Here is an 18552-nt window from a genome sequence, read left to right on the forward strand (position 1 = left end):
GTCAAAATCCTTCATAAATGAATGAGCGTCTGGATGAACAATTGGACCATAATATAAAAAGCTATTGCGAACTTCAAATTGAATCGGAGGCCGTTCTGAATTCCGCTCAATCCATTGATGCTGCTCAAAATAATCACCGGCATAACGAAGGGCGATAAGATGATAGAAATGACGCTTCCGGAAGTTACGGCCAACACGACCAGTTCAGGCGGATATGGAAAGGGGATTGCTTCCAAAACTCCCGTCACCAATACAATAACCGGCAAGGGCCCCAACCCGATAAAACCCAGTAAAATGACAATGAATGGGACCAGGAAAAGGATATTCAGTACCGGAACAACGTCTGTCAATAAATTCATGCCGCTGATGACATAATCACCGATATCTGATTGATTTAAGGCATAAATCAGTAAACCGGCCGCGATTAAAATACTGAATTGCTGAGCCTGTTTAGCAATGCCCGCCGAAAAATAGTAACGGGTTTCCACCGCAAGATTAGAGGATTTTTTCTTAAATAGAAAATAAAATAAGGTCCATCCCAGAATCACCAACGGAATAGTCAACAAAAATTCCAATCCGGTTAGTTCATGGACAAGGAAAATGGTGCCAAACAAAGAAACGAAAAGGAAAACGAATTCCGCAACATCCTTGTTCCACTTCCCTTGATTCCGTGAATTCTTCAGTGCCTTATCGATCTCCTGCTTCAGAACCAAAGAAAAGTCCACTCCGTATTTCTTTTCCTGGTAATACGAAAAAATGACTGACAAGAAAGTACCTGCCAAGGCAAAGACGAATCCAAGTGCCATCGACTTCCATAGCGTCGCTTCCAGCGCCTCCACAGCAAAAATGAAGCTCGGAATGCTGATGACCCATAAGGTCGAAAGCCCAAAGCCTCGCAGGATTGCGGTTCCTTTGAAATTTTCCCAGGCTTCGTCTTTGTGTTCCTTCAAAAAGGTATCGATAAAACGATACATCATCGGAACTGAACCAAACAGAAGAAAATGGGAGATGACTTGTGTCATCGCCATGAGCCCAAAATAGAATTTCTGGCTTTTGTTCAGGAAATTATGTGCGAAACTCATAATTTCTTCTATATACGGCTCTTCTTTCAGAACCCAACTGATCATCGGTACAATCAACAGCAATCCGATCAGGCTCCTCATTTGCTGCAATGCCTGAATCAAATCGGCTCCAAAAGAATTGCTCGTCGCATACAATACGAGCAAAGCCATCAACATCAGAAATAATTGCAATTGAATTTTCTTGAAAGGCAATAGCAGCAATGCCGACAATAAGACCAAGACGCCGAAAGCAGAAAGCAGCAGGCTTAAATCCGCATTTTCATAAAAGTATGTAATAAAATGCAATAAAGTGTAGATAGAAACTGTAAATATAAATCCTTTAACGGCAAACTGATTCACTTCAGATCCTCCTCCCGGCTTTTTTTACCCTGTTTTTATTTTAAGGTGGAAGTGCAAAAGGGTGCACCCTACGCCTTCCCAATATTTTTTGTTTTCAGTAAATATGTGATATGCTCTGAGATAACAATGAATTATACAGCAATTCCTTCCGGAAAACCGACTGTATTTCATTGAGCAAAGCGTTTCCCTGTTCTAAGAGTGTGGCCTATCGACATAGTGTTATAACAGTATTGGAGGAATTAGGAGTGGGAGTAACAAGAAGCTTTTTCATTGCGTTATCCAAAAATCAGGCGTTAAACAGCGGTGCTAAAAAATGGGGCTTGAAATTGGGTGCCGGCAAAGTTGTTGCGGGAACTGACATCAACAGTATGATGCAGTCGGTAAAGGAACTAAATGCCAATGGAATCGGTGCCACTATCGATAATCTCGGTGAATTCGTAAGGACCAAAGAGGAAGCGATTCAAGCTAAAGAGGCCATCCTGGAAACGTTGGAAGCCATTCAAGTCTACGGCGTGAACGCTCATATGTCTGTTAAATTAACACAAATCGGCCTCGACGTCGATTTCGCTTTTAGCTTGAAAAATATTCAGGAAATCGTGGCAGCTGCTGCCCGCTATGATATTTTCATCAACTTGGATATGGAAGATTACGCCCATCTCCAGCAAACACTTGATATTCTTGAAGCCTTGCTTAAAGAATATGACAATGTCGGAACCGTCATCCAAGCTTATTTATACCGATCTGAAAAAGACATTGAAAACCTTCAGAATGTCCGTCTCCGCCTCGTAAAAGGGGCTTATAAGGAAAGCGAAGAAGTCTCTTTGCAGGACAAAGAAGAAATTGATGATAACTACTTGAAACTGATTAAAATTCACCTTCAATCTTCTGGATATACATCCATTGCGACGCATGACCATCACATTATCGAAGAAGTTAAAGCTTTTGTAAAAGAAAAGAACATTCCTTTGAACAGCTTTGAATTCCAGATGCTCTATGGCTTTCGGACAGAAATGCAAAAAGATCTGGCAAAAGAAGGCTATTCTTTCACTACCTATGTCCCTTTTGGCCAAGACTGGTACGCTTATTACATGAGACGACTGGCTGAACGCCCTCAAAATATCAACTTGGCATTGAAAAGTTTCGTATCCAAATAACAGAAAGCACCTCCAGGTTTTCTGGAGGTGCTTCTTTGTTATTTCTATATGATGGCCACTTGCTACTTTTCTCTTTGGCCACTTCTATGTTTCTTCAATCCACATTTCTTACTTGAATTGGCGGCAGGTTCCGCTGAAGATTTTTTCTTTGGCTTTCGTATTGCTCTGGCAGCATTAAAGCTTCGCCGAGTGCTTCAGGTGATTCATCAATCGCGAATCCTGGTGGATCGGTGGCGATTTCAAATAGAAGATCTCCGTATTCGCGGAAATAAATGGCATTAAAATAATTTCGGTCCTGGACCGGAGTTACGCCAAGTCCATAGGCTTCCACTTGCTCTTTCCAATCCAATTGGTCTGCATCATCCTGTGCCCGCCATGCAATATGGTGAACTGTCCCAACACCCATCTGCCCTGTACCGACTCGGGACAATTTTACATCAATCAGGTTGCCAAGGTCACTTGCCGCACGGAAGCGCATCAAATCATCTTCTTCACCGATTTTTTCAAGGCCCATGACCGTCTCCAGCAATTCAGCCGTTTTCTCTGTATTGGCTGTATACAGTGTGGCTCCGCCAAAGCCTTTAATGGCCACATCTTTCGTCATTTCGCCGATTTCCCACGTGTTCGATTCTCCATCCTGCCGTTCAACCAGCTCCAGATGCAGGCCATGTGGATCATCAAAACTTATATACTGTTCGCCAAAACGGGTTTCTATTAAAAACGGAACTTTAAATTTTTCCAGTCTCTTTTGCCAAAACACTAAAGCGCCAGATGGAACCGCATAGCTTGTTACGCCTACTTGGCCATCACCGATTTTCCCTTTATAGGCATTTCCCCACGGAAAGAAGGTGATGATGGTGCCGGGTTTCGCTGTTTCGTCTCCAAAGTACAAATGATAGGTGTCTGGATCGTCAAAGTTTACTGTTTTCTTTACCAGCCGCAACCCCAATACTCCTGCATAAAAATCTACGTTTTCCTGTGGATCTCCAACAATTGCTGTAATATGGTGAATTCCCATTGATTGTTTCGACATTCTGCTGCACTCCTTCGTCTTACTTTATATCTACGTACTTATCTTATCACTTCATTATCTCGAACTAAAGATATCTCTTCTGATTTCGTAGAGCGACAAGACACAGCAAAATTACTTCGGCAGATTGTCTTCATGCTTCTCCAGATCTTTTTGCTTATTATCTTTAACTTTCTCCAAATATTCCTGAGTTTCTCTTTTGTCTTCTTCAATTTCTGCTTTGATCTGTTTTTCTTCAGCCGAAGAAATATTCGACTTTTTCTGTTCTTCTTCAATTTGTTCTTTTTGCTGCTCTTTAACTTCTTCTATTTTTTCCATATCCTCTTGGTACTCTTCTTCTACTTCAGAAGTAGACGGTAGGAATGGCTCGTTATTAAAGTCGGTTCTCCTGCCGTATCGGAACATTTCATAAATAATCAGCCCGTTATTCGGCATACCGTTTGCAGTTTTCATCGGCACAATATCAAATACTACATAATAAAAGGCGTAAAAGACAAAGCGGTCCCAAAACGTCGCATACTCTTCAATTATGCCATTTGCCAACAGGGCATTTATGATTAAGGCTACAATCATATTCACTAAGATTGGGCCTGCATACAACGATACATAGGCAAACTTTCCTTGTCTTTTCAGTGAGTCGTAAGAAAACCAACTATATAAATGGTAGTATCTCCGGATATCAAACATCCCAATCTTAACGATCCGCGGTCCTGAACCAATCGTCATTCTTGGGTTCTTTACTCCCAATATCAAACTCATCACTAAATAACCCGATTCTCTCAAAAAAACAACAACCGGTAAAATAATAAATGCAGAAATGATCAACGATATTAAATCGGCTAATCCAAACATCCGCTCACTCCTTTCGAAAGCCTAAAAAAGCCTTACCCGATTGAATACCCTTTTTGTATTACATACCCGTCTTTTAACCATTACAAATATATTTCTTTTTAGTGAACTTAATTCTTTGGTCCCTGTCTTTATTCGTGTTAGCATAGCTATTATATAAAGACGCTGGACAATATAGCAGGCAATAGAACACCAAATTTATTCTTAACGGATCGATTATCACCTTAACACCATCAATGAAAATTCACTTTAAAGGATGAATCGTGTGAGAGCTAAAGCCAAAACTTGGACTCAAAAAAATTGGATCGCTTCTGCCTCTCTGGTCGCGCTTATCTTTGCCGTCATCATTTTTGAGGAAATTAATGCTTCTTCCGATGCTTCAGCTTCCCTTCAACTTTCGGGTTCTGCTGTTTTTAGCCCTCCACCTGACATCAATGAAATTACTGAGCGGGTCAAGATCATCAAAAACTTGTCGTACAGTGATTCGGCTAACAGTTTTCTAGATATCTATCGTCCTAAAAATGCCACTGTATCCATGCCGGTCATTTTATGGATTCACGGTGGCGGGTATGTCGGCGGATCCAAAGACAGCCGCCAGGATTATGCGCTGGCATTAGCAGATGCCGGTTATGTAGTGGCGAATATCGATTATGCATTAGCACCAGAAGCCCTTTATCCAGGCCCGGTGCTGCAGGCCAACCAGGCTCTTGCTTATTTGCAGCTTCACGCTGCTGAATATGGCGGCGACATGGAAAGGGTCTTTGTAGGAGGCGATTCTGCAGGGGCGCAGATTGCCAGCCAGGTGGCAGCGCTGGTATCAAATGTTGAGTTAGCTGAAACCATGGCCATCCAACCAGCCATTGCCAATAGCCAACTGCAAGGAGCATTGCTATTGTGTGGCCTATACAATTTAGACACTGTACGAGCCACTGCTTTTCCAAATATCGATTATTTTTTGTCAGCTTATACAGGGGCTGAACCTTTTGAATCTTTCCCAAAAATCGATGAACTTTCCACGGTCCAGCATGTCAGTCCTGAATATCCACCGGTTTTCATAACAGTCGGCGATGCAGACCCATTCGTTTCCCAGTCCATTGAACTGGTGGAGGTTTTGAAAAACAATCAAGTTCAATTCAGCTCAGTTTTTTTTGAAGGAACCGAGAAAAACCTGAAGCACGAATATCAGTACGATTTAAATACAGAAGATGCACAAGACACATTTAAAAAAACCCTTCAATTTCTTTTCGTGCACAGCAAATAAAAAATGAGCAAACCGCAATTAAGCGGTTTGCTCATTTTTATTTTCATCCTTGATTCATTGCGCTTTCTTTTACCGCAGGAGCAGTTGCATGCTGTCGCTTTTTGGAAGGAAGCATATTGAACAGGATGTTCAAAACAATAGCTGTAACACTGCCTGCTACGATACCATTGCTTGTCAAAATCTGAACGCTTGAAGGCAACTGGACAAACAATTCAGGAACTACTGTAACTCCAAGTCCGATTCCGACAGAGCAGGCAATGATCATGGAGTTTTCTTGTGAATCCGTGATAATGGTGCTGAGCATTTTAATGCCTTGCGCGATAACCATGCCGAACATCGCAATCATGGCGCCACCAAGAACAGACGGCGGGATGATTGTCGTGACCGCTGCGATTTTTGGAACAAACCCAAGTGTGATCAGCATGATTCCCGTAATCAGAATGATTTTCCGTGATTTGACGCCCGACATCTGAATCAGCCCCACATTTTGTGAAAATGCTGTGTACGGGAAGGAGTTGAATATCCCTCCAAGCACAATGGCCAACCCTTCTGCACGGTATCCTTTTGCCAAATCCTTTTCTTTGAGTTTCTTTTTCGTAATATCACCAAGTGCAAAGTAAACGCCGGTCGATTCTACCAATGACACCATGGCCACCAGAATCATCGTCAGGATGGCTGGCCATTCAAATGTCGGCATTCCGAAATAAAAGGGCTCAACCATGTGAAAATACGAAGCATCAGCGATAGGAGAAACATCCACTTTTCCAAGAAAAGCAGCAGCCACAGTGCCGACAATTAGCCCCAACAGAATAGAGATTGCTCTGAGGAAACCTGTAGAAAAACGGTACATGATGACAATGAACAATAAGGTTCCGAAAGATAGGCCGATGTTGGCAAGAGAACCAAAGTCACTCGCTCCCTGCCCTCCACCCATATTGTTGATGGCTACTGGGATAAGCGTAATTCCAATGATCGTAACGACGGTTCCTGTAACAACTGGCGGAAAGAAACGCACGAGGCTCCCGAAAAACCCGCTGATCAATACAACAAACACTCCGGAAACGAGAATCGCCCCATAAATGGCAGAAATCCCATATTGGCCACCGATTGCAATCATCGGTCCAACTGCAGTAAATGTACAGCCCAGCACTACAGGAAGCCCGATACCGAAGAACCGGTTGCTGACAATCTGCAAAATTGTCGCCACTCCACAAAGAAGAATATCAATTGCGACGAGGTATGTTAATTGCTCTGGCGTCAGGCCAAGTGCTTCTCCCACAATTAATGGAACCAACACCGCTCCTGCATACATAGCCAATACATGCTGGAATCCTAAAGCTGTTTCTCCTAAAGCTTTCTTCATTGAACTTTCGCCTCCTCATAAAAGGACACGCTGCCATTTTCCAATGATGAAATATTCGCTAAGGTTTCAATACGGATGCCGCGTTCACGCAGCAACTTGCCGCCTGGCTGGAAACCTTTCTCGATGACGATGCCAATACCCGCCAGTTTAGCCCCTGCTTGTTCAACAATGTCCAATAAGCCCAGTGCTGCTTGTCCGTTGGCCAGGAAATCGTCCATGACCAGCACAACATCCTCTTTTTTCAAAAAGTCTTTTGATACGGAAATATCATTGGTTTCATTTTTCGTAAATGAATGGACACTTGCAGTGTACATGTGGTCAACCAATGTCAATGACTTGCGTTTTCTGGCAAATACCGCCGGTACGCCTAAGACCAGTCCAGTCATCATCGCTGGAGCAATCCCTGAAGATTCCAGCGTCAGGATTTTTGTAATGCCGTCTTCTTTAAAGCGTGAAGCGAATTCTTCTCCAATTGCCTGCATCAACGGCGGGTCAATTTGGTGATTTAAAAATGAATCTACTTTTAATACCGATTCCGACAAGACTTTGCCGTCCGATATGATTTTATCCTGTAATTTCTTCATGCTGTCAGCTCCTCTTCTGTCACGGCTGAAGGCAAGAAAAAAAGCCCTCAGAACGTGCATCCATCCATAACCATGAGTGGAGCAATGTCCTTCGAGCTTAAATTCGAAAGGAAACAAAAAGAAATAAACGCCAAAAAGACGCATTTCCTGTGCTTCGTTGCTTCTCATAGTCAGTTCGTTTACGGCAAACCGGTAGAAACTTGCGGGCCATATCCCCGCGATTATATGAGTGAATCGTATTTGAATGGTCTTATTATAGCACGCTGTTTCCACTTTTCAAGAGATGCTTCCGTTAAATAAGTATTCCGTTTATTCAGACAAAAAATTATTTATCTTTTTCTTTCCAAAGGTGTTTAGCCAATTCCTGGCGGATCGCTTCTGGAATCTTCTCAGATTTCTGGCTGTCCAAATCATAATTCACATAAATGGCCGTGTTCCGTGCGCAAAGATTTCCTTCCTGGTAAAGCTCTTCGTATAATTCCAGGCTGCTGTTGCCGATTTTCTTGACCCATACATTCACTGCCACGTCTTTGCCAAAATAGATTTGCCCCGTGAATTCCAAGACTGTCTTCACAATGACCATTTTCCACTTCGCAAAATCGTGGTCGGGTGTGAACAAATCGAATAAGGGATTTCTGGCTGCTTCAAACCATATCGGCAAGGTTGTATTGTTGATATGGCCCACACCATCCGTCTCTGAAACCCTTGGCGTCAATATCGTTTTATACATTGGCTTCCTCCTTCATTGTCAGGCAGCTCTCTAGACTGTCACTCTAATTTCCTGTCCGTATTTTTCAGTTTCATTGTTGCAGGACCATACTAAAAAAAAGATGGCACCCATTCGGCATCCATCTTTTTCATTTCAATTGTTGATGTACTTTTCAAATACATCGCCAAAGTCTTTGACATGGTATTGGTTGCGGACAGATGTCATCCAGGTAAAACCAAAATCGGTCAGCTTCGAATACTGATCGCTTAATGCCACATCACCCGTTCTTGAATTCTGCAGAACCGTCACCGCTTTTTCCAGGCTGTCATTGGCCATATCGATGATGATTGCATTTTCATGCGTATGTTCAGCAATTCTTAAAAGCGATTTATACAGGTCTGTCAAACGCTCCGCCTGCTGTTTTTGGACATCAATCTTAAAAGGAATCGACCCTACAGTAAACGCAAGTTCAACATCTAAATCGATCTTGCCTGCAGTTTCAAGAACAACATTCGAAATGTTGTATTGAGAATATGGATAGCGTCTCAACGTACGTTTTGAAGACATGGCACTTTCTCCATCGACATGGATGATGGCCAAATTGGTGAAGCAATATTCATCCGCTTTTGTTTTGATCAGAAAATAGATTTTTTCTCCATCTTCAGTCATGACATAATCATCAGAATCCGTTTTGTCAAAATCCTGCGGGTCAATTATTTTCCCAATATCCGATAATCCAAGTGCTTCAGAAGCCATTTTTTTAAACATCTTACCAATTCCCCTTTGTCCATAAAATGATGATGCTTAAAATAATTTTATCAAACCCGAGCTAAAACATCACCATTAAAAGGAAATTCATTTTATCAGCTCCCAATAAGAGGATGCTTCTCACTTTTCGTGACTTTGCTTAAGACGCTCATCGGTCCGATCCACTTTATATGTGAATTCCACTTCGGCAGTTTTCCCCGAAGGGATGCGGACTCGGAATTCAAGTTCATTTGACTGCTTTACTTCGTAATCATGTGTAGATGATTCCATCTGCCAAATCCGCTCAGGTATTCGATGGCTGACATCGATCCGAACATTCTCCGCCTTTTGGTTCTTTATTTTATAAACATGCGTGACATAGTCAAAATGTCCACGTCTGTCGCGCTTTTTCTCCCAGTTTTTACTGATGAGATCGAACGCATCTCCAATCACCAAGGATAGTTTCTGTTCGTCTGCCACATGGTTAATCGCATTTTCTCCGATAAACTCCATTTCACCGTCCTGGTCTTGTTCATATACTTTGAGCAATCCCTTAGGCAAGGGCATGCCCAAGTTATTGGCTTCCGTATTATCAAATTCAAGAATGACTTTTACTTGTTTGCTTCCAGTTTCCACTTTGTAAAGCTTGCGAAATGCTGCATTCCCCACTTTCAGGAAACTGATTTGTTTGGTCTGTTCCCTCATGATGGTTATTGCCCGTTCCATGCTGTAAGCATGATAATCGGCAAAGCCATGTTCTTCAAATGCCGAATCAGGTTCCTCTGCTTTGGCAAACAGCCTGATTGACTCATTCAGTGGATAGGCATCTGCAAATCGGTTCACCTTTCCGGAAGCCAATTTTAGCCGGCTATCGAAAAAATCCATCCCGCTATTGTTGGAAAGTTGAATCCAGCCTGAAAAAACCAGCTTAGAATCACGGATTTCCGCCACATAATTTGCTCGCCATTCCAAGCCTTGAGTCAAATAAGAAATCCTCGCTTCTGTGTCTGTTTCAATAGGCGCTATTTTCCAAACCAGAGTCGGTTTTGTCAATAACCCCTCCGGCAGCGCCGGAAGAATCAATTGGCCAACAGGATCAATTACGATTTCCTCTGTATCGACCCGTTTCCCAATAATACTGCCTGCCACACTGAGAAGCCGGATTTGCATCTCTTCCCCTAATTCCGCATTCCTGACAGTCAACACTTCATCAATGTATTTCTCCAGGAGTTTTTCCTTACTGATCAAATCGCAATCATAACTTTGTTCGAGTACGTGAAGCCCATCAACCAAGACGGAATCCGTCTCAATCCGTGAAGCGATGTCCATAAACTGAACTTCCTCCAATTCATGGTTTCCTGGAATCATTCGTGTCTCTTTGACTAAGGCGAATCCATCGTTGTAAACAGTCAAACTTAAAGCTGTCTGTTGCTGGCGCGTTGATTGGAATTTCATACGGACCTCTCCCTTTCAAGAACCTGTTTTGACCATAACTAGATTCACCAAAAGAACTCGCTTGCACAAAAGACGGGGCATGGCTCTGCAAGATCCACAGACGGAATTTGTCAGTTCAATCGGTAGCGCGTCCAAAATACTGTTTTAAATAGGCAATGGTTTCCAAACGGCATTGTTCTGTTAAAGGCGACTTTCTGGGATGAACCAAATCGCCATACAGCAACTCATCCAAAAACCTCAGTTCTTCTTCGTACCATTGGTTTTGTTGATGATCGTAAACTTCAGACTTTATGTAGATCGCTGTTCCTTGTTCAATAAAATCTGTGACCCTGATTTCATTTTTCATATTCGTCCCTCCCGTTCATCCGTTTCTGCTGTTAACGGGACTTTTCCAGATGCGCCATGAGATTTTTCCATTTTTTTCGTTCTTCGCTGTTCGGATCATGGACGAGCACATTCTCCCGATTAAAAATCATGACGGGGCGGTGTTCCAAATTATAAGCTCTCCACTCCGGCAGTTTCGGTGCATTGGGATTGCCGCTTCTGGCAAATCTGATCCAGGAATGGTGTATTTCCTCCGCCAGTTTGTGCCGTTCCTCCGAGTTTCCGGTCAACCGTTCGGTGCCTTCTTTCGATAATGTGTTCCAGACAAACGGAAGCTCCAAGCTATGGCAAGCTTTCAGCTCTCCTCCAAAAACCGGCGTCTCCCAGTCGAAACGATACATCCAAACAGGAGCACCTTGCTTAGCCTGCAGTTCTGCAAGCTCCAGCGCGGGAAATGTAAATAGGCTCATCGTCATCAGCTTATCGTAAATGTTTTGGTTCAATTCTTCTCCATTTAGCAAATACTGTGAAATTCCCAACCAGTTAAGGCCAAATGCATGTTCAAAGATCGAAATGATTTCCTCTTGATCCCCTTGTTTCCAACGAGGGTCAAAAAAGCTGAAGAGCCGGTATTCATCTTTATTTGTGCCAATCAGTACCGGCATATCTTTAGCTATCCCTTTGGCAAGTGCCTGCTCAGGGTGTACTGGAAGCAAATCGCCTTCTATAACTGGAACCAGGCTCATCGCCGGAAGCAAAGCAGCCGTATCCACTAATTGCTGCGCTGGAATCTCCCTGATTTTGTCTACTTCTCCATGCCCGATGTTCAATGCAGCCAAAAGGCGGCTGCTGACTTTTTCCGCAATGGAAGAACTGAGGACATTTGCTGCTGCCCCACTTTGCAGGATCGCCTGTTGGAACAGCCCTTTTGCCTTGGGAATCGCCATCAGGACTCCTATGCTCATCGCACCGGCAGATTCCCCGAAAACCGTTACCCGGTCCGGATCTCCGCCGAACTTTTCAATATTGTCCTGAACCCATTGAAGTGCAGCCAGTTGATCCAAGATGCCACAATTGCAGGAACCCGAAAAGTCAGCACCTCCGATGCCCCCTAAATGTAAAAATCCAAGAGCACCCAGACGGTAGTTGAAAGTGACAACGACAACGTCTCCTTCAGTTGCGAAAGAACTGCCGTCATAGGTTTTGCTGGATCCGGCACCAGTAGTAAAAGCCCCGCCATGGATCCATACCATAACCGGACGGCGATGGCCGTCAGCTGCTGGCGACCAAACATTCAAGTACAAGCAATCTTCACTGGTGTTGTCTGCTTGATTTCCTAAAAACTCCATGATGCCATTGCTGGCTTGTATAGCTGATGGTCCGAATAGAAGGGCTTCGCGCACTTCCGCCCATGGTTCCGGCGGCTGAGGTGCCCGAAAGCGACGGTTGCCGATAGGCGGCTTCGCATAGGGGATGCCTTTCCAAACAATCACATTGCCCTGTTGCTGGCCTCGCAGCTTTCCGTAAATACTTTCAACAATGGTCCCTGGCATAATTTTCTCCCCTTACTGATGATGCTTTGACACCTATATTCTACCATTCATTTCCCATAACGGTGTTATTTTTTCTGATTATTGAGTTAAATTAAAGCGAGTAGGATTTCAATTTTTAAAAAACCAGAAAAAAGGACCCGCATATAAGCTGCGAGTCCTTTTCCTTAAAATAAACCGACAGCCTTGCCGTCAGAAGTAACATCCATGTTCAAAGCAGCAGGTTGTTTTGGCAGACCTGGCATCGTCATAATGTCACCCGTTAGACAGACCAAGAATCCCGCTCCGAGCTTCGGAATGATTTCCCGGATCGTGATGGTGAACCCTTCTGGCCGACCCAGCAGTTTAGGCTGATCCGATAACGAGTACTGGGTTTTCGCCATACAGATCGGCAAAGAATCCCAGCCGTATTTCTTCAATTCAACCAGTTGCTTTTGAGCCAAATCCGATAATTGAATGTCCGCCCCACCGTAAACTTTCTGGACAATCGTCCGAAGTTTTTCTTCGATCGAATCGTCTTCCTGATACAAGTGATGGAAATCTGTCGGACGCTCCAGTTCCTGTTTAACCAGCCTCGCCAAGGCAATGCCTCCAGCTCCGCCTTTTTCCCAGACTTCTGTCATGGAAACTGCCACACCCTCTGCTTCTGCCCAATCGAGCACTGCAGCCAATTCCGCTCCGCTGTCCCCAGAAAAGCGGTTCAATGCTACAACCGGCTCGATACCGAATTGCCGGATCGTATCCACATGCTTTGCTAAATTGACCATGCCTCGTTTGACCGCTTCCGCATCTTCTTCAGCCAATAGAGTTTTCGCAACGCCCCCATGCATTTTAAGCGCACGCACAGTCGCCACAATGACCACCGCATCCGGATGGAAACCGCCTTTTCTTGATTTGATATGCATGAACTTCTCGGCACCTAAATCCGCACCGAATCCCGCTTCTGTGACAACTATATCGGCCACTCTTCTTGCCGTATTCGTGGCAATCAGTGAGTTGCAGCCGTGGGCGATGTTCGCAAACGGACCGCCGTGGATAATAGCAGGCGTACCTTCAATCGTCTGCACCAAGTTCGGCTTAAAAGCCTCTTTCAGCAAGAGCGTCAAAGCCCCTTCCGCTCCAAGGTCTCTTACAGTTATAGGATCTCTGTCATACGTATAGCCGATGACCATTTGTGCCAACCGTTCTTTCAAGTCCGCCAATGAACCCGCCAAACACAGCACCGCCATAATTTCCGATGCTACCGTAATATCAAAACCATCTTGCCTTGGCACTCCTTGTCCAGGCCCACCAAGGCCGATGGTCACTTGCCGTAAAGCTCGGTCATTGATGTCCAGCGCACGCTTCCAGGTGATGCGGCGCGGGTCGATTTTCAAGACATTTCCTTGGTGCAAGTGATTGTCGATCAAGGCTGCCAATGCATTATTCGCTGATGTAATGGCGTGGATATCTCCTGTGAAATGCAGATTGATGTCTTCCATTGGCAGTACTTGCGCAAACCCGCCGCCAGTAGCTCCGCCTTTAACACCCATTACCGGTCCCAAAGAGGGTTCACGCAACGCCACGGCCACTGATTCATTCAATTGCTTGAAGGCATCCGCCAACCCTACAGTCACAGTAGACTTTCCTTCTCCTGCAGGTGTTGGGCTAATTGCTGTCACCAGCACCACTTGTCCCATTTTTTGGACTGGCGGCAATTGGTCCACGTTTATTTTCGCTTTGTAGTTTCCGTATAATTCCAAGGCTTCTTTAGAGATCCCCGCCTGTTCTGCAATTTCCAAAATTGGCTGGATCGTCGCTTCGCTCGCAATTGATAAATCAGTAAACGCCATGTATAGAATCCCAACTTTCAATTTTTTTATTCAGTATAACCTGTTTTCCGCAAAAACAAAAAATAACCGTCTCTCCATCTGACAAAGAGGCGGTTATTTGCATCAATCAGTTTTCGATTTTTCCTGATCATCAGCAATTTCCATAAAGGACTAATCCTTATCAGAAATGCAGGTCACCGACGATCAACAGTTCAGGAAAATCTTCTCCTGCGGTTGCCAATAAATCGTGTTCTTCCAAGTGCTCGTAAAGCTCCTCTTCATCGGCTTTCCGGACCGGTTCTGAACTTTCCGTAAGATCGTGAAACTTCAAAATGTATTTCTTTTCGCCATTTTTAGTCAGCACATAGACGTCCAAAGGATCATACTTTTTTACATTCTGTAATTGTTGATGTTCCAGAATCGACGCCGCATCCAACTTGTTGAAATGGGTATATAAAAAGGCTTCAGAACGCCCTTCTTCCGCTGAAATAAAACTCATTTTCGCTTGGTGGCGGTTGATGAAGCGTTCGGATAGCGATTGATGAAAAGTGATGGTTTCCCATTCGACGTCATTGCTGTACTTCTCGATAAAACGTTCGGATAAAACTTGATGGCGCGTCACCAGTGCCCAGTCCACTTTGCGGGCATGGCGATGGATCAGCGGCATCGGCAAATACTGATGGCGGCACAACTCTGTCCAATCTAATTTGTCTTGGTGCTTTTCAATAAACGCAGGCGACAATCCTTTGGAGTTGGCCAACTGCTGCTTCATCGAGACAAACTTCCAATACTTTGTTGAATCGAATGGCTGTCCTTCTTTTTCGAATGTCTTTTGCTGCTTTTTGCTCAGCTCTTCTTTCGCAATCGGGCGCCATTTCTTTTCATCTGCGAATTTCTCGATAAAGGTTTCGGAAAGCTTTTGAGCTTTAATGATTTCATCCCAAAACAGACGGTTTCTATACTTACGGATGAACCCCTCAGACAATTTCTGATGGCTTGAAATCAGCTTCCAATTCACTTGGTCCACGTTTTCTTTAATGAATCGTTCGGATAATCGCTCTTCTTGGCATATTTGATTCCATGGAATTGAACGCTTGTCTTTCAAATCTTTCGCTTCCATTAACTCAATTAAGGAGTTGAACATATAGACCACTCTCTCTTTATTTTTTGATAATGTCTATAGTAACACGCCTTCCCATGAAAAACCCGCACCCCGGTCGAAACCAGGATACGGGAAATCAAGTCAGCTGCTATTGTTCTTTCTCTTCTGTACGCTCTTCCGTGTCGTCTTCCAAATTGGGGATCCGTCCGCTGTCTGTCATTTCCATCTCATTTTCCTGTTCTCTCTGTTCTTTTTCCAGCTGCTTTTGCTTTAATTCCTCTAAATTTTTATCTCTTGCCATCGTAATCCCTCCCTTTCTTCTAGTTTGTTTATTCCCGCGTCGCGTTTATTAAAACTGCGCTTTTTTCACTATTTCATCCGCTTGCTTTTCCTGTACTAAAACCTTATTTTGAAGAAAGTAAGAAGTAACAGCTCAGATACACAACCACCCTATTCAAGAAAACTCTTCAACTATCAGAAAGGATGAGAAACGCATGCGCACAAATGGTTCCCGCATTTATTGGTCTATTTTTGAACATGGCCAATGGCAATTGCACATCGCCAACACTGAAAACGGTTTGTGTTACATCGGCTCACCCGGTGACAGCTTGAGCGAGTTATCGGTTTATATCCATAAGCATTTTCCAGCGGCAATCCTGGAACAAAACGACAGTTTGCTGTCGGACTCTAAACAAGAATTAACAGCTTACCTGGACGGGTCCCAACAGGAATTTTCTTTGTCTGCCGATGCAGCAGGAACAACTTTTCAGCAACAAGTCTGGGAAGCACTCCACAAGATTCCTTACGGCCAAACCGTTACGTACTCCGAAATTGCTGAACAGATTGGCAAGCCTTCAGCTGTGCGGGCAGTTGCCTCCGCCATCGGTGCAAACCCTTTGCTCATCACTGTGCCATGCCACCGGGTCATCAGCAAAAATGGCACCATCGGCGGTTACAGAGGTGGACTTGATTTCAAGCGGTTTTTGCTGGATCTGGAAATTCAAAACAGCAATAAAGAGAAACTTCAATCAGTGGGGTTTTCTTCACCCCCCACTGATAAAAAGCAGAACATAGGCTAAACGCGCCGCGTCCTGCGGCAACGCCTATGTAACCGACATCCTGTCGGCCCGATCCAATCGGACTTTAACGGTCAGTAAGACTCCCGCTTCTACAAGCGGGAGTCTTACTGACCGTTAAAGCGGGATAAAAAAAAGCAAACCCCCGACTCCAGTGATTGAAGTACGGGTTTGCTTTTAGTTGGACGCATCAGGAGATTGAATGCCATGCAGGATAAAATCCGTATACATCGCAGAAAGTTCTTTTACGGTCAAACTGCCTTCGACATTGAACCATTGGTAGCTCCAATTCGTGATGCCCAAAATGGCAAATGTAATGATTTTAGGCTGCAGCTCTTTTCTGAATTCATTCGCTTCAATGCCTTCTTTCAGCAACACTTCGATATTGTTGCGGAAATCAGCCCGTTTTTCCCGGATGATGGCTGCATTCTCTTCTTTTAAATGGCGAATTTCACGGAAATACACACGGCCTACTGCCCCTTGTTTTTCAATATCGACAATAATGAGTTCAACAATGGCCATCAACTTATCCTTATGGCTTTTCTCAGTATCCAGAATGGCCCTCTGCCTTCTTAACAGATCATCAATATAATGCGAATGGATATCCATCAAAAGTGCTTCCTTGCTTTTGAAATGATAATAGAAAGAACCTTTTGTTACCCCGATTGTATCAACGATATCTTGTATGGAAGTGGCACTGAATCCTTTCTCCACAAAAAGATTGATGCTTTGTTTGATTAGTTCACTTTTCACGCAGCCCACTGCCTTTCTTAGTCTTAAAAGCCTTGTCGTATTATAACATTTCTTTTGCCTCCATCCATAAAGATAAAGCAAAAGAGAGTACAGGCTGTACTCTCCTCTGGTTTCAGCGTTAATCACCGACCACTATTATTTCACCATCTTCAATATAAGAAACGCGGAGCATTGAACCGAAGCCACCGTCTTCTCCGACTCCAGGAACTGTATACACTTGTTTGTTTTCCGGAAGGTTTTTGGCTCCTTCATCCATTGCTGCCATGATGGCTTTTGTATCATCCACCGTTCCAGCAGCTTTCATCGCTTCTGCCAATACATACATTGAAACGTAATGGAAAGCTGACTCTGCGCTCGGATCCCGGTCATTGTTTTCTTTGTATTTCGCAACATATTCCGCAGTGCCTGGGAATTCCGATTTGACCAATGGCGTCGTGGAAATCGCCCCTTCAAGCATACTGTAATCGCCACCCAGAACAGCAGCCATTTCATCCAGTTTCGCTTGGTCCATAATCAGGAATCCGCCTTCAAATCCAAGATCGCGTGCCTGCTTTGCCACTAGCGCTGTCGGTTCAGATGGACCGCCAATGAACATAACATCCGGATCCTGTTCTAGAGCATTCGATACAATGGTCTGGAAATCTGTGTCTTTGCTGAAATCGATGGATTCATTAAAGACCACTTCCCCGCCTTTTTCTTCCCAAACCGGCTGAAGCATTTCAGACCAGTCTTTTCCGTATTGGCTTGCAGTTGGAAGGAATGCGATTTTCTCACCGAAACGTTCCATTTCATACTCTGTAAACGGCTCTAAATATTGGTCATAACGAGGAGGAATCCGGACGTTCAATGTGTTGCCTTGATCTGTGACACCCGGTTCACTTGTGTATCCCATAATGACGAAATCTTCCATTTCATTAAATACTTGCATAGCGTAAATACCGCCGCTGTGCGGGCTGTAGATAAACTTCGCGTCTTCTTCCTGTACAAGGCGTTTAGCGTTGGCTGCCGTTTCATTCGGCAAGTATTTGTCATCCAAAGTAGAAACAGCGAACGTGTAATTTTTCCCGTCCACTTCTATTCCACCTTCTTCATTGATATCTTTTACAGCCATTTCCAATCCTTTTAAAGTTTCTTCTCCGTAAGTTGCTGCAGGTCCGCTTAATGGTCCACTATAGCCGATGGTAATTTCTCCGCCAGACTCCCCTGAACTGCCTGAGCTGCCTTCTGCATCTGGTGACGCCTCTTCATTTCCACAAGCTGATACAATGAAAATCAATAGAAACAGCAATCCGCCAAACAGAACTTTTTTCAATGAGTGCATAAAGTTATCTCCCCTTTTATCTTGAATTTTTAATGCGGCAAC

18 protein-coding genes and 1 riboswitch are annotated in these 18552 nt (G+C 44.0%); of the genes, 3 read left to right on the forward strand and 15 right to left on the reverse strand.

The window, feature by feature from the left end:
* Window positions 1–11 precede the first annotated feature (11 nt).
* The gene (locus IRE19_RS12155; protein WP_203340582.1) at window positions 12–1421 is read right to left on the reverse strand and encodes a hypothetical protein; all 1410 of its coding nucleotides are present in this window, start codon (window positions 1419–1421) and stop codon (window positions 12–14) included.
* 245 nt (window positions 1422–1666) lie between these two features.
* On the opposite strand from IRE19_RS12155, the gene IRE19_RS12160 reads away from it, so the two are divergent.
* Window positions 1667–2575: a proline dehydrogenase family protein gene (locus IRE19_RS12160; RefSeq protein ID WP_203340583.1), complete on the forward strand. Its 909-nt coding sequence runs from the start codon at window positions 1667–1669 to the stop codon at window positions 2573–2575.
* Window positions 2576–2669: 94 nt separating this feature from the next.
* Here IRE19_RS12160 and IRE19_RS12165 read toward each other — a convergent pair whose 3' ends face one another.
* Both IRE19_RS12165 and IRE19_RS12170 read right to left on the reverse strand, forming a co-directional pair.
* Window positions 2670–3608 carry a ring-cleaving dioxygenase gene (locus tag IRE19_RS12165; protein WP_203340584.1) on the reverse strand — a complete coding sequence of 313 codons (939 nt, stop codon included), beginning with the start codon at window positions 3606–3608 and terminating at the stop codon, window positions 2670–2672.
* Between the two features lie 111 nt (window positions 3609–3719).
* Window positions 3720–4457 carry a hypothetical protein gene (locus IRE19_RS12170; protein WP_203340585.1) on the reverse strand — a complete coding sequence of 246 codons (738 nt, stop codon included), beginning with the start codon at window positions 4455–4457 and terminating at the stop codon, window positions 3720–3722.
* A 253-nt stretch (window positions 4458–4710) separates the two neighbouring features.
* Between IRE19_RS12170 and IRE19_RS12175 the strand changes: the two genes are divergently transcribed.
* On the forward strand, window positions 4711–5715 hold the full coding sequence (locus IRE19_RS12175; RefSeq protein ID WP_238943201.1) for an alpha/beta hydrolase: 1005 nt from the start codon (window positions 4711–4713) through the stop codon (window positions 5713–5715).
* A 43-nt stretch (window positions 5716–5758) separates the two neighbouring features.
* On the opposite strand, the gene IRE19_RS12180 is transcribed toward IRE19_RS12175, so the two are convergent.
* The 10 genes from IRE19_RS12180 to IRE19_RS12225 form a co-directional block, all read right to left on the reverse strand.
* Entirely contained in the window at window positions 5759–7078 is a 1320-nt protein-coding gene (locus IRE19_RS12180) for a nucleobase:cation symporter-2 family protein (protein WP_203340587.1), read from the reverse strand.
* Entirely contained in the window at window positions 7075–7662 is a 588-nt protein-coding gene (locus IRE19_RS12185) for a xanthine phosphoribosyltransferase (RefSeq protein ID WP_203340588.1), read from the reverse strand. The genes IRE19_RS12180 and IRE19_RS12185 overlap by 4 nt, the downstream gene beginning before the upstream one ends.
* 147 nt (window positions 7663–7809) lie before the next feature.
* Window positions 7810–7911: riboswitch (purine riboswitch) on the reverse strand.
* A 76-nt stretch (window positions 7912–7987) separates the two neighbouring features.
* Window positions 7988–8392, reverse strand: a complete 405-nt coding sequence (locus IRE19_RS12190) for an acyl-CoA thioesterase (protein ID WP_203340589.1) — start codon at window positions 8390–8392, stop codon at window positions 7988–7990.
* Window positions 8393–8524: 132 nt separating this feature from the next.
* Window positions 8525–9139, reverse strand: a complete 615-nt coding sequence (locus IRE19_RS12195; protein WP_203340590.1) for a PH domain-containing protein — start codon at window positions 9137–9139, stop codon at window positions 8525–8527.
* Window positions 9140–9259: 120 nt separating this feature from the next.
* The gene (locus IRE19_RS12200; RefSeq protein WP_203340591.1) at window positions 9260–10573 is read right to left on the reverse strand and encodes a DUF4139 domain-containing protein; all 1314 of its coding nucleotides are present in this window, start codon (window positions 10571–10573) and stop codon (window positions 9260–9262) included.
* Window positions 10574–10688: 115 nt separating this feature from the next.
* On the reverse strand, window positions 10689–10919 hold the full coding sequence (locus IRE19_RS12205) for a hypothetical protein (protein ID WP_203340592.1): 231 nt from the start codon (window positions 10917–10919) through the stop codon (window positions 10689–10691).
* A 31-nt stretch (window positions 10920–10950) separates the two neighbouring features.
* A complete protein-coding gene (locus tag IRE19_RS12210) occupies window positions 10951–12450 on the reverse strand; it encodes a carboxylesterase/lipase family protein (protein WP_203340593.1) in 1500 nt (499 codons plus the stop codon).
* A 164-nt stretch (window positions 12451–12614) separates the two neighbouring features.
* Window positions 12615–14279, reverse strand: a complete 1665-nt coding sequence (locus IRE19_RS12215; RefSeq protein WP_203340594.1) for a formate--tetrahydrofolate ligase — start codon at window positions 14277–14279, stop codon at window positions 12615–12617.
* A gap of 160 nt (window positions 14280–14439) precedes the next feature.
* A complete protein-coding gene (locus IRE19_RS12220; RefSeq protein ID WP_203340595.1) occupies window positions 14440–15402 on the reverse strand; it encodes a hypothetical protein in 963 nt (320 codons plus the stop codon).
* Window positions 15403–15508: 106 nt separating this feature from the next.
* On the reverse strand, window positions 15509–15661 hold the full coding sequence (locus tag IRE19_RS12225) for a hypothetical protein (protein WP_203340596.1): 153 nt from the start codon (window positions 15659–15661) through the stop codon (window positions 15509–15511).
* A gap of 193 nt (window positions 15662–15854) precedes the next feature.
* On the opposite strand from IRE19_RS12225, the gene IRE19_RS12230 reads away from it, so the two are divergent.
* Window positions 15855–16439 (forward strand): methylated-DNA--[protein]-cysteine S-methyltransferase, encoded by a 585-nt coding sequence (locus IRE19_RS12230; RefSeq protein WP_203340597.1) that lies wholly within the window; start codon window positions 15855–15857, stop codon window positions 16437–16439.
* A gap of 174 nt (window positions 16440–16613) precedes the next feature.
* Here the strand turns inward: IRE19_RS12230 and IRE19_RS12235 are convergent, their stop codons facing one another.
* Together IRE19_RS12235 and IRE19_RS12240 are read right to left on the reverse strand one after the other, a co-directional pair.
* Window positions 16614–17189: a TetR/AcrR family transcriptional regulator gene (locus IRE19_RS12235; RefSeq protein WP_203340598.1), complete on the reverse strand. Its 576-nt coding sequence runs from the start codon at window positions 17187–17189 to the stop codon at window positions 16614–16616.
* A gap of 118 nt (window positions 17190–17307) precedes the next feature.
* Window positions 17308–18510 carry an ABC transporter substrate-binding protein gene (locus IRE19_RS12240; protein WP_203340599.1) on the reverse strand — a complete coding sequence of 401 codons (1203 nt, stop codon included), beginning with the start codon at window positions 18508–18510 and terminating at the stop codon, window positions 17308–17310.
* Window positions 18511–18552: the final 42 nt, after the last annotated feature.

The organism is Planococcus beijingensis (assembly GCF_016820615.1).
Taxonomy (GTDB): domain Bacteria; phylum Bacillota; class Bacilli; order Bacillales_A; family Planococcaceae; genus Planococcus; species Planococcus notacanthi.

Excerpts from the sequence above, each read along its gene's own strand:
- IRE19_RS12220 (WP_203340595.1), bottom strand. The coding sequence starts at position 15,402 with ATGTTCAACTCCTTAATTGAGTTAATGGAAGCGAAAGATTTGAAAGAC.
- IRE19_RS12215 (WP_203340594.1), bottom strand. The coding sequence starts at position 14,279 with ATGGCGTTTACTGATTTATCAATTGCGAGCGAAGCGACGATCCAGCCA.
- IRE19_RS12185 (WP_203340588.1), bottom strand. The coding sequence starts at position 7,662 with ATGAAGAAATTACAGGATAAAATCATATCGGACGGCAAAGTCTTGTCG.
- IRE19_RS12225 (WP_203340596.1), bottom strand. The coding sequence starts at position 15,661 with ATGGCAAGAGATAAAAATTTAGAGGAATTAAAGCAAAAGCAGCTGGAA.
- IRE19_RS12205 (WP_203340592.1), bottom strand. The coding sequence starts at position 10,919 with ATGAAAAATGAAATCAGGGTCACAGATTTTATTGAACAAGGAACAGCG.
- IRE19_RS12210 (WP_203340593.1), bottom strand. The coding sequence starts at position 12,450 with ATGCCAGGGACCATTGTTGAAAGTATTTACGGAAAGCTGCGAGGCCAG.
- IRE19_RS12240 (WP_203340599.1), bottom strand. The coding sequence starts at position 18,510 with ATGCACTCATTGAAAAAAGTTCTGTTTGGCGGATTGCTGTTTCTATTG.
- IRE19_RS12180 (WP_203340587.1), bottom strand. The coding sequence starts at position 7,078 with ATGAAGAAAGCTTTAGGAGAAACAGCTTTAGGATTCCAGCATGTATTG.
- IRE19_RS12200 (WP_203340591.1), bottom strand. The coding sequence starts at position 10,573 with ATGAAATTCCAATCAACGCGCCAGCAACAGACAGCTTTAAGTTTGACT.
- IRE19_RS12170 (WP_203340585.1), bottom strand. The coding sequence starts at position 4,457 with ATGTTTGGATTAGCCGATTTAATATCGTTGATCATTTCTGCATTTATT.
- IRE19_RS12230 (WP_203340597.1), top strand. The coding sequence starts at position 15,855 with ATGCGCACAAATGGTTCCCGCATTTATTGGTCTATTTTTGAACATGGC.
- IRE19_RS12190 (WP_203340589.1), bottom strand. The coding sequence starts at position 8,392 with ATGTATAAAACGATATTGACGCCAAGGGTTTCAGAGACGGATGGTGTG.
- IRE19_RS12175 (WP_238943201.1), top strand. The coding sequence starts at position 4,711 with ATGAATCGTGTGAGAGCTAAAGCCAAAACTTGGACTCAAAAAAATTGG.
- IRE19_RS12165 (WP_203340584.1), bottom strand. The coding sequence starts at position 3,608 with ATGTCGAAACAATCAATGGGAATTCACCATATTACAGCAATTGTTGGA.
- IRE19_RS12195 (WP_203340590.1), bottom strand. The coding sequence starts at position 9,139 with ATGTTTAAAAAAATGGCTTCTGAAGCACTTGGATTATCGGATATTGGG.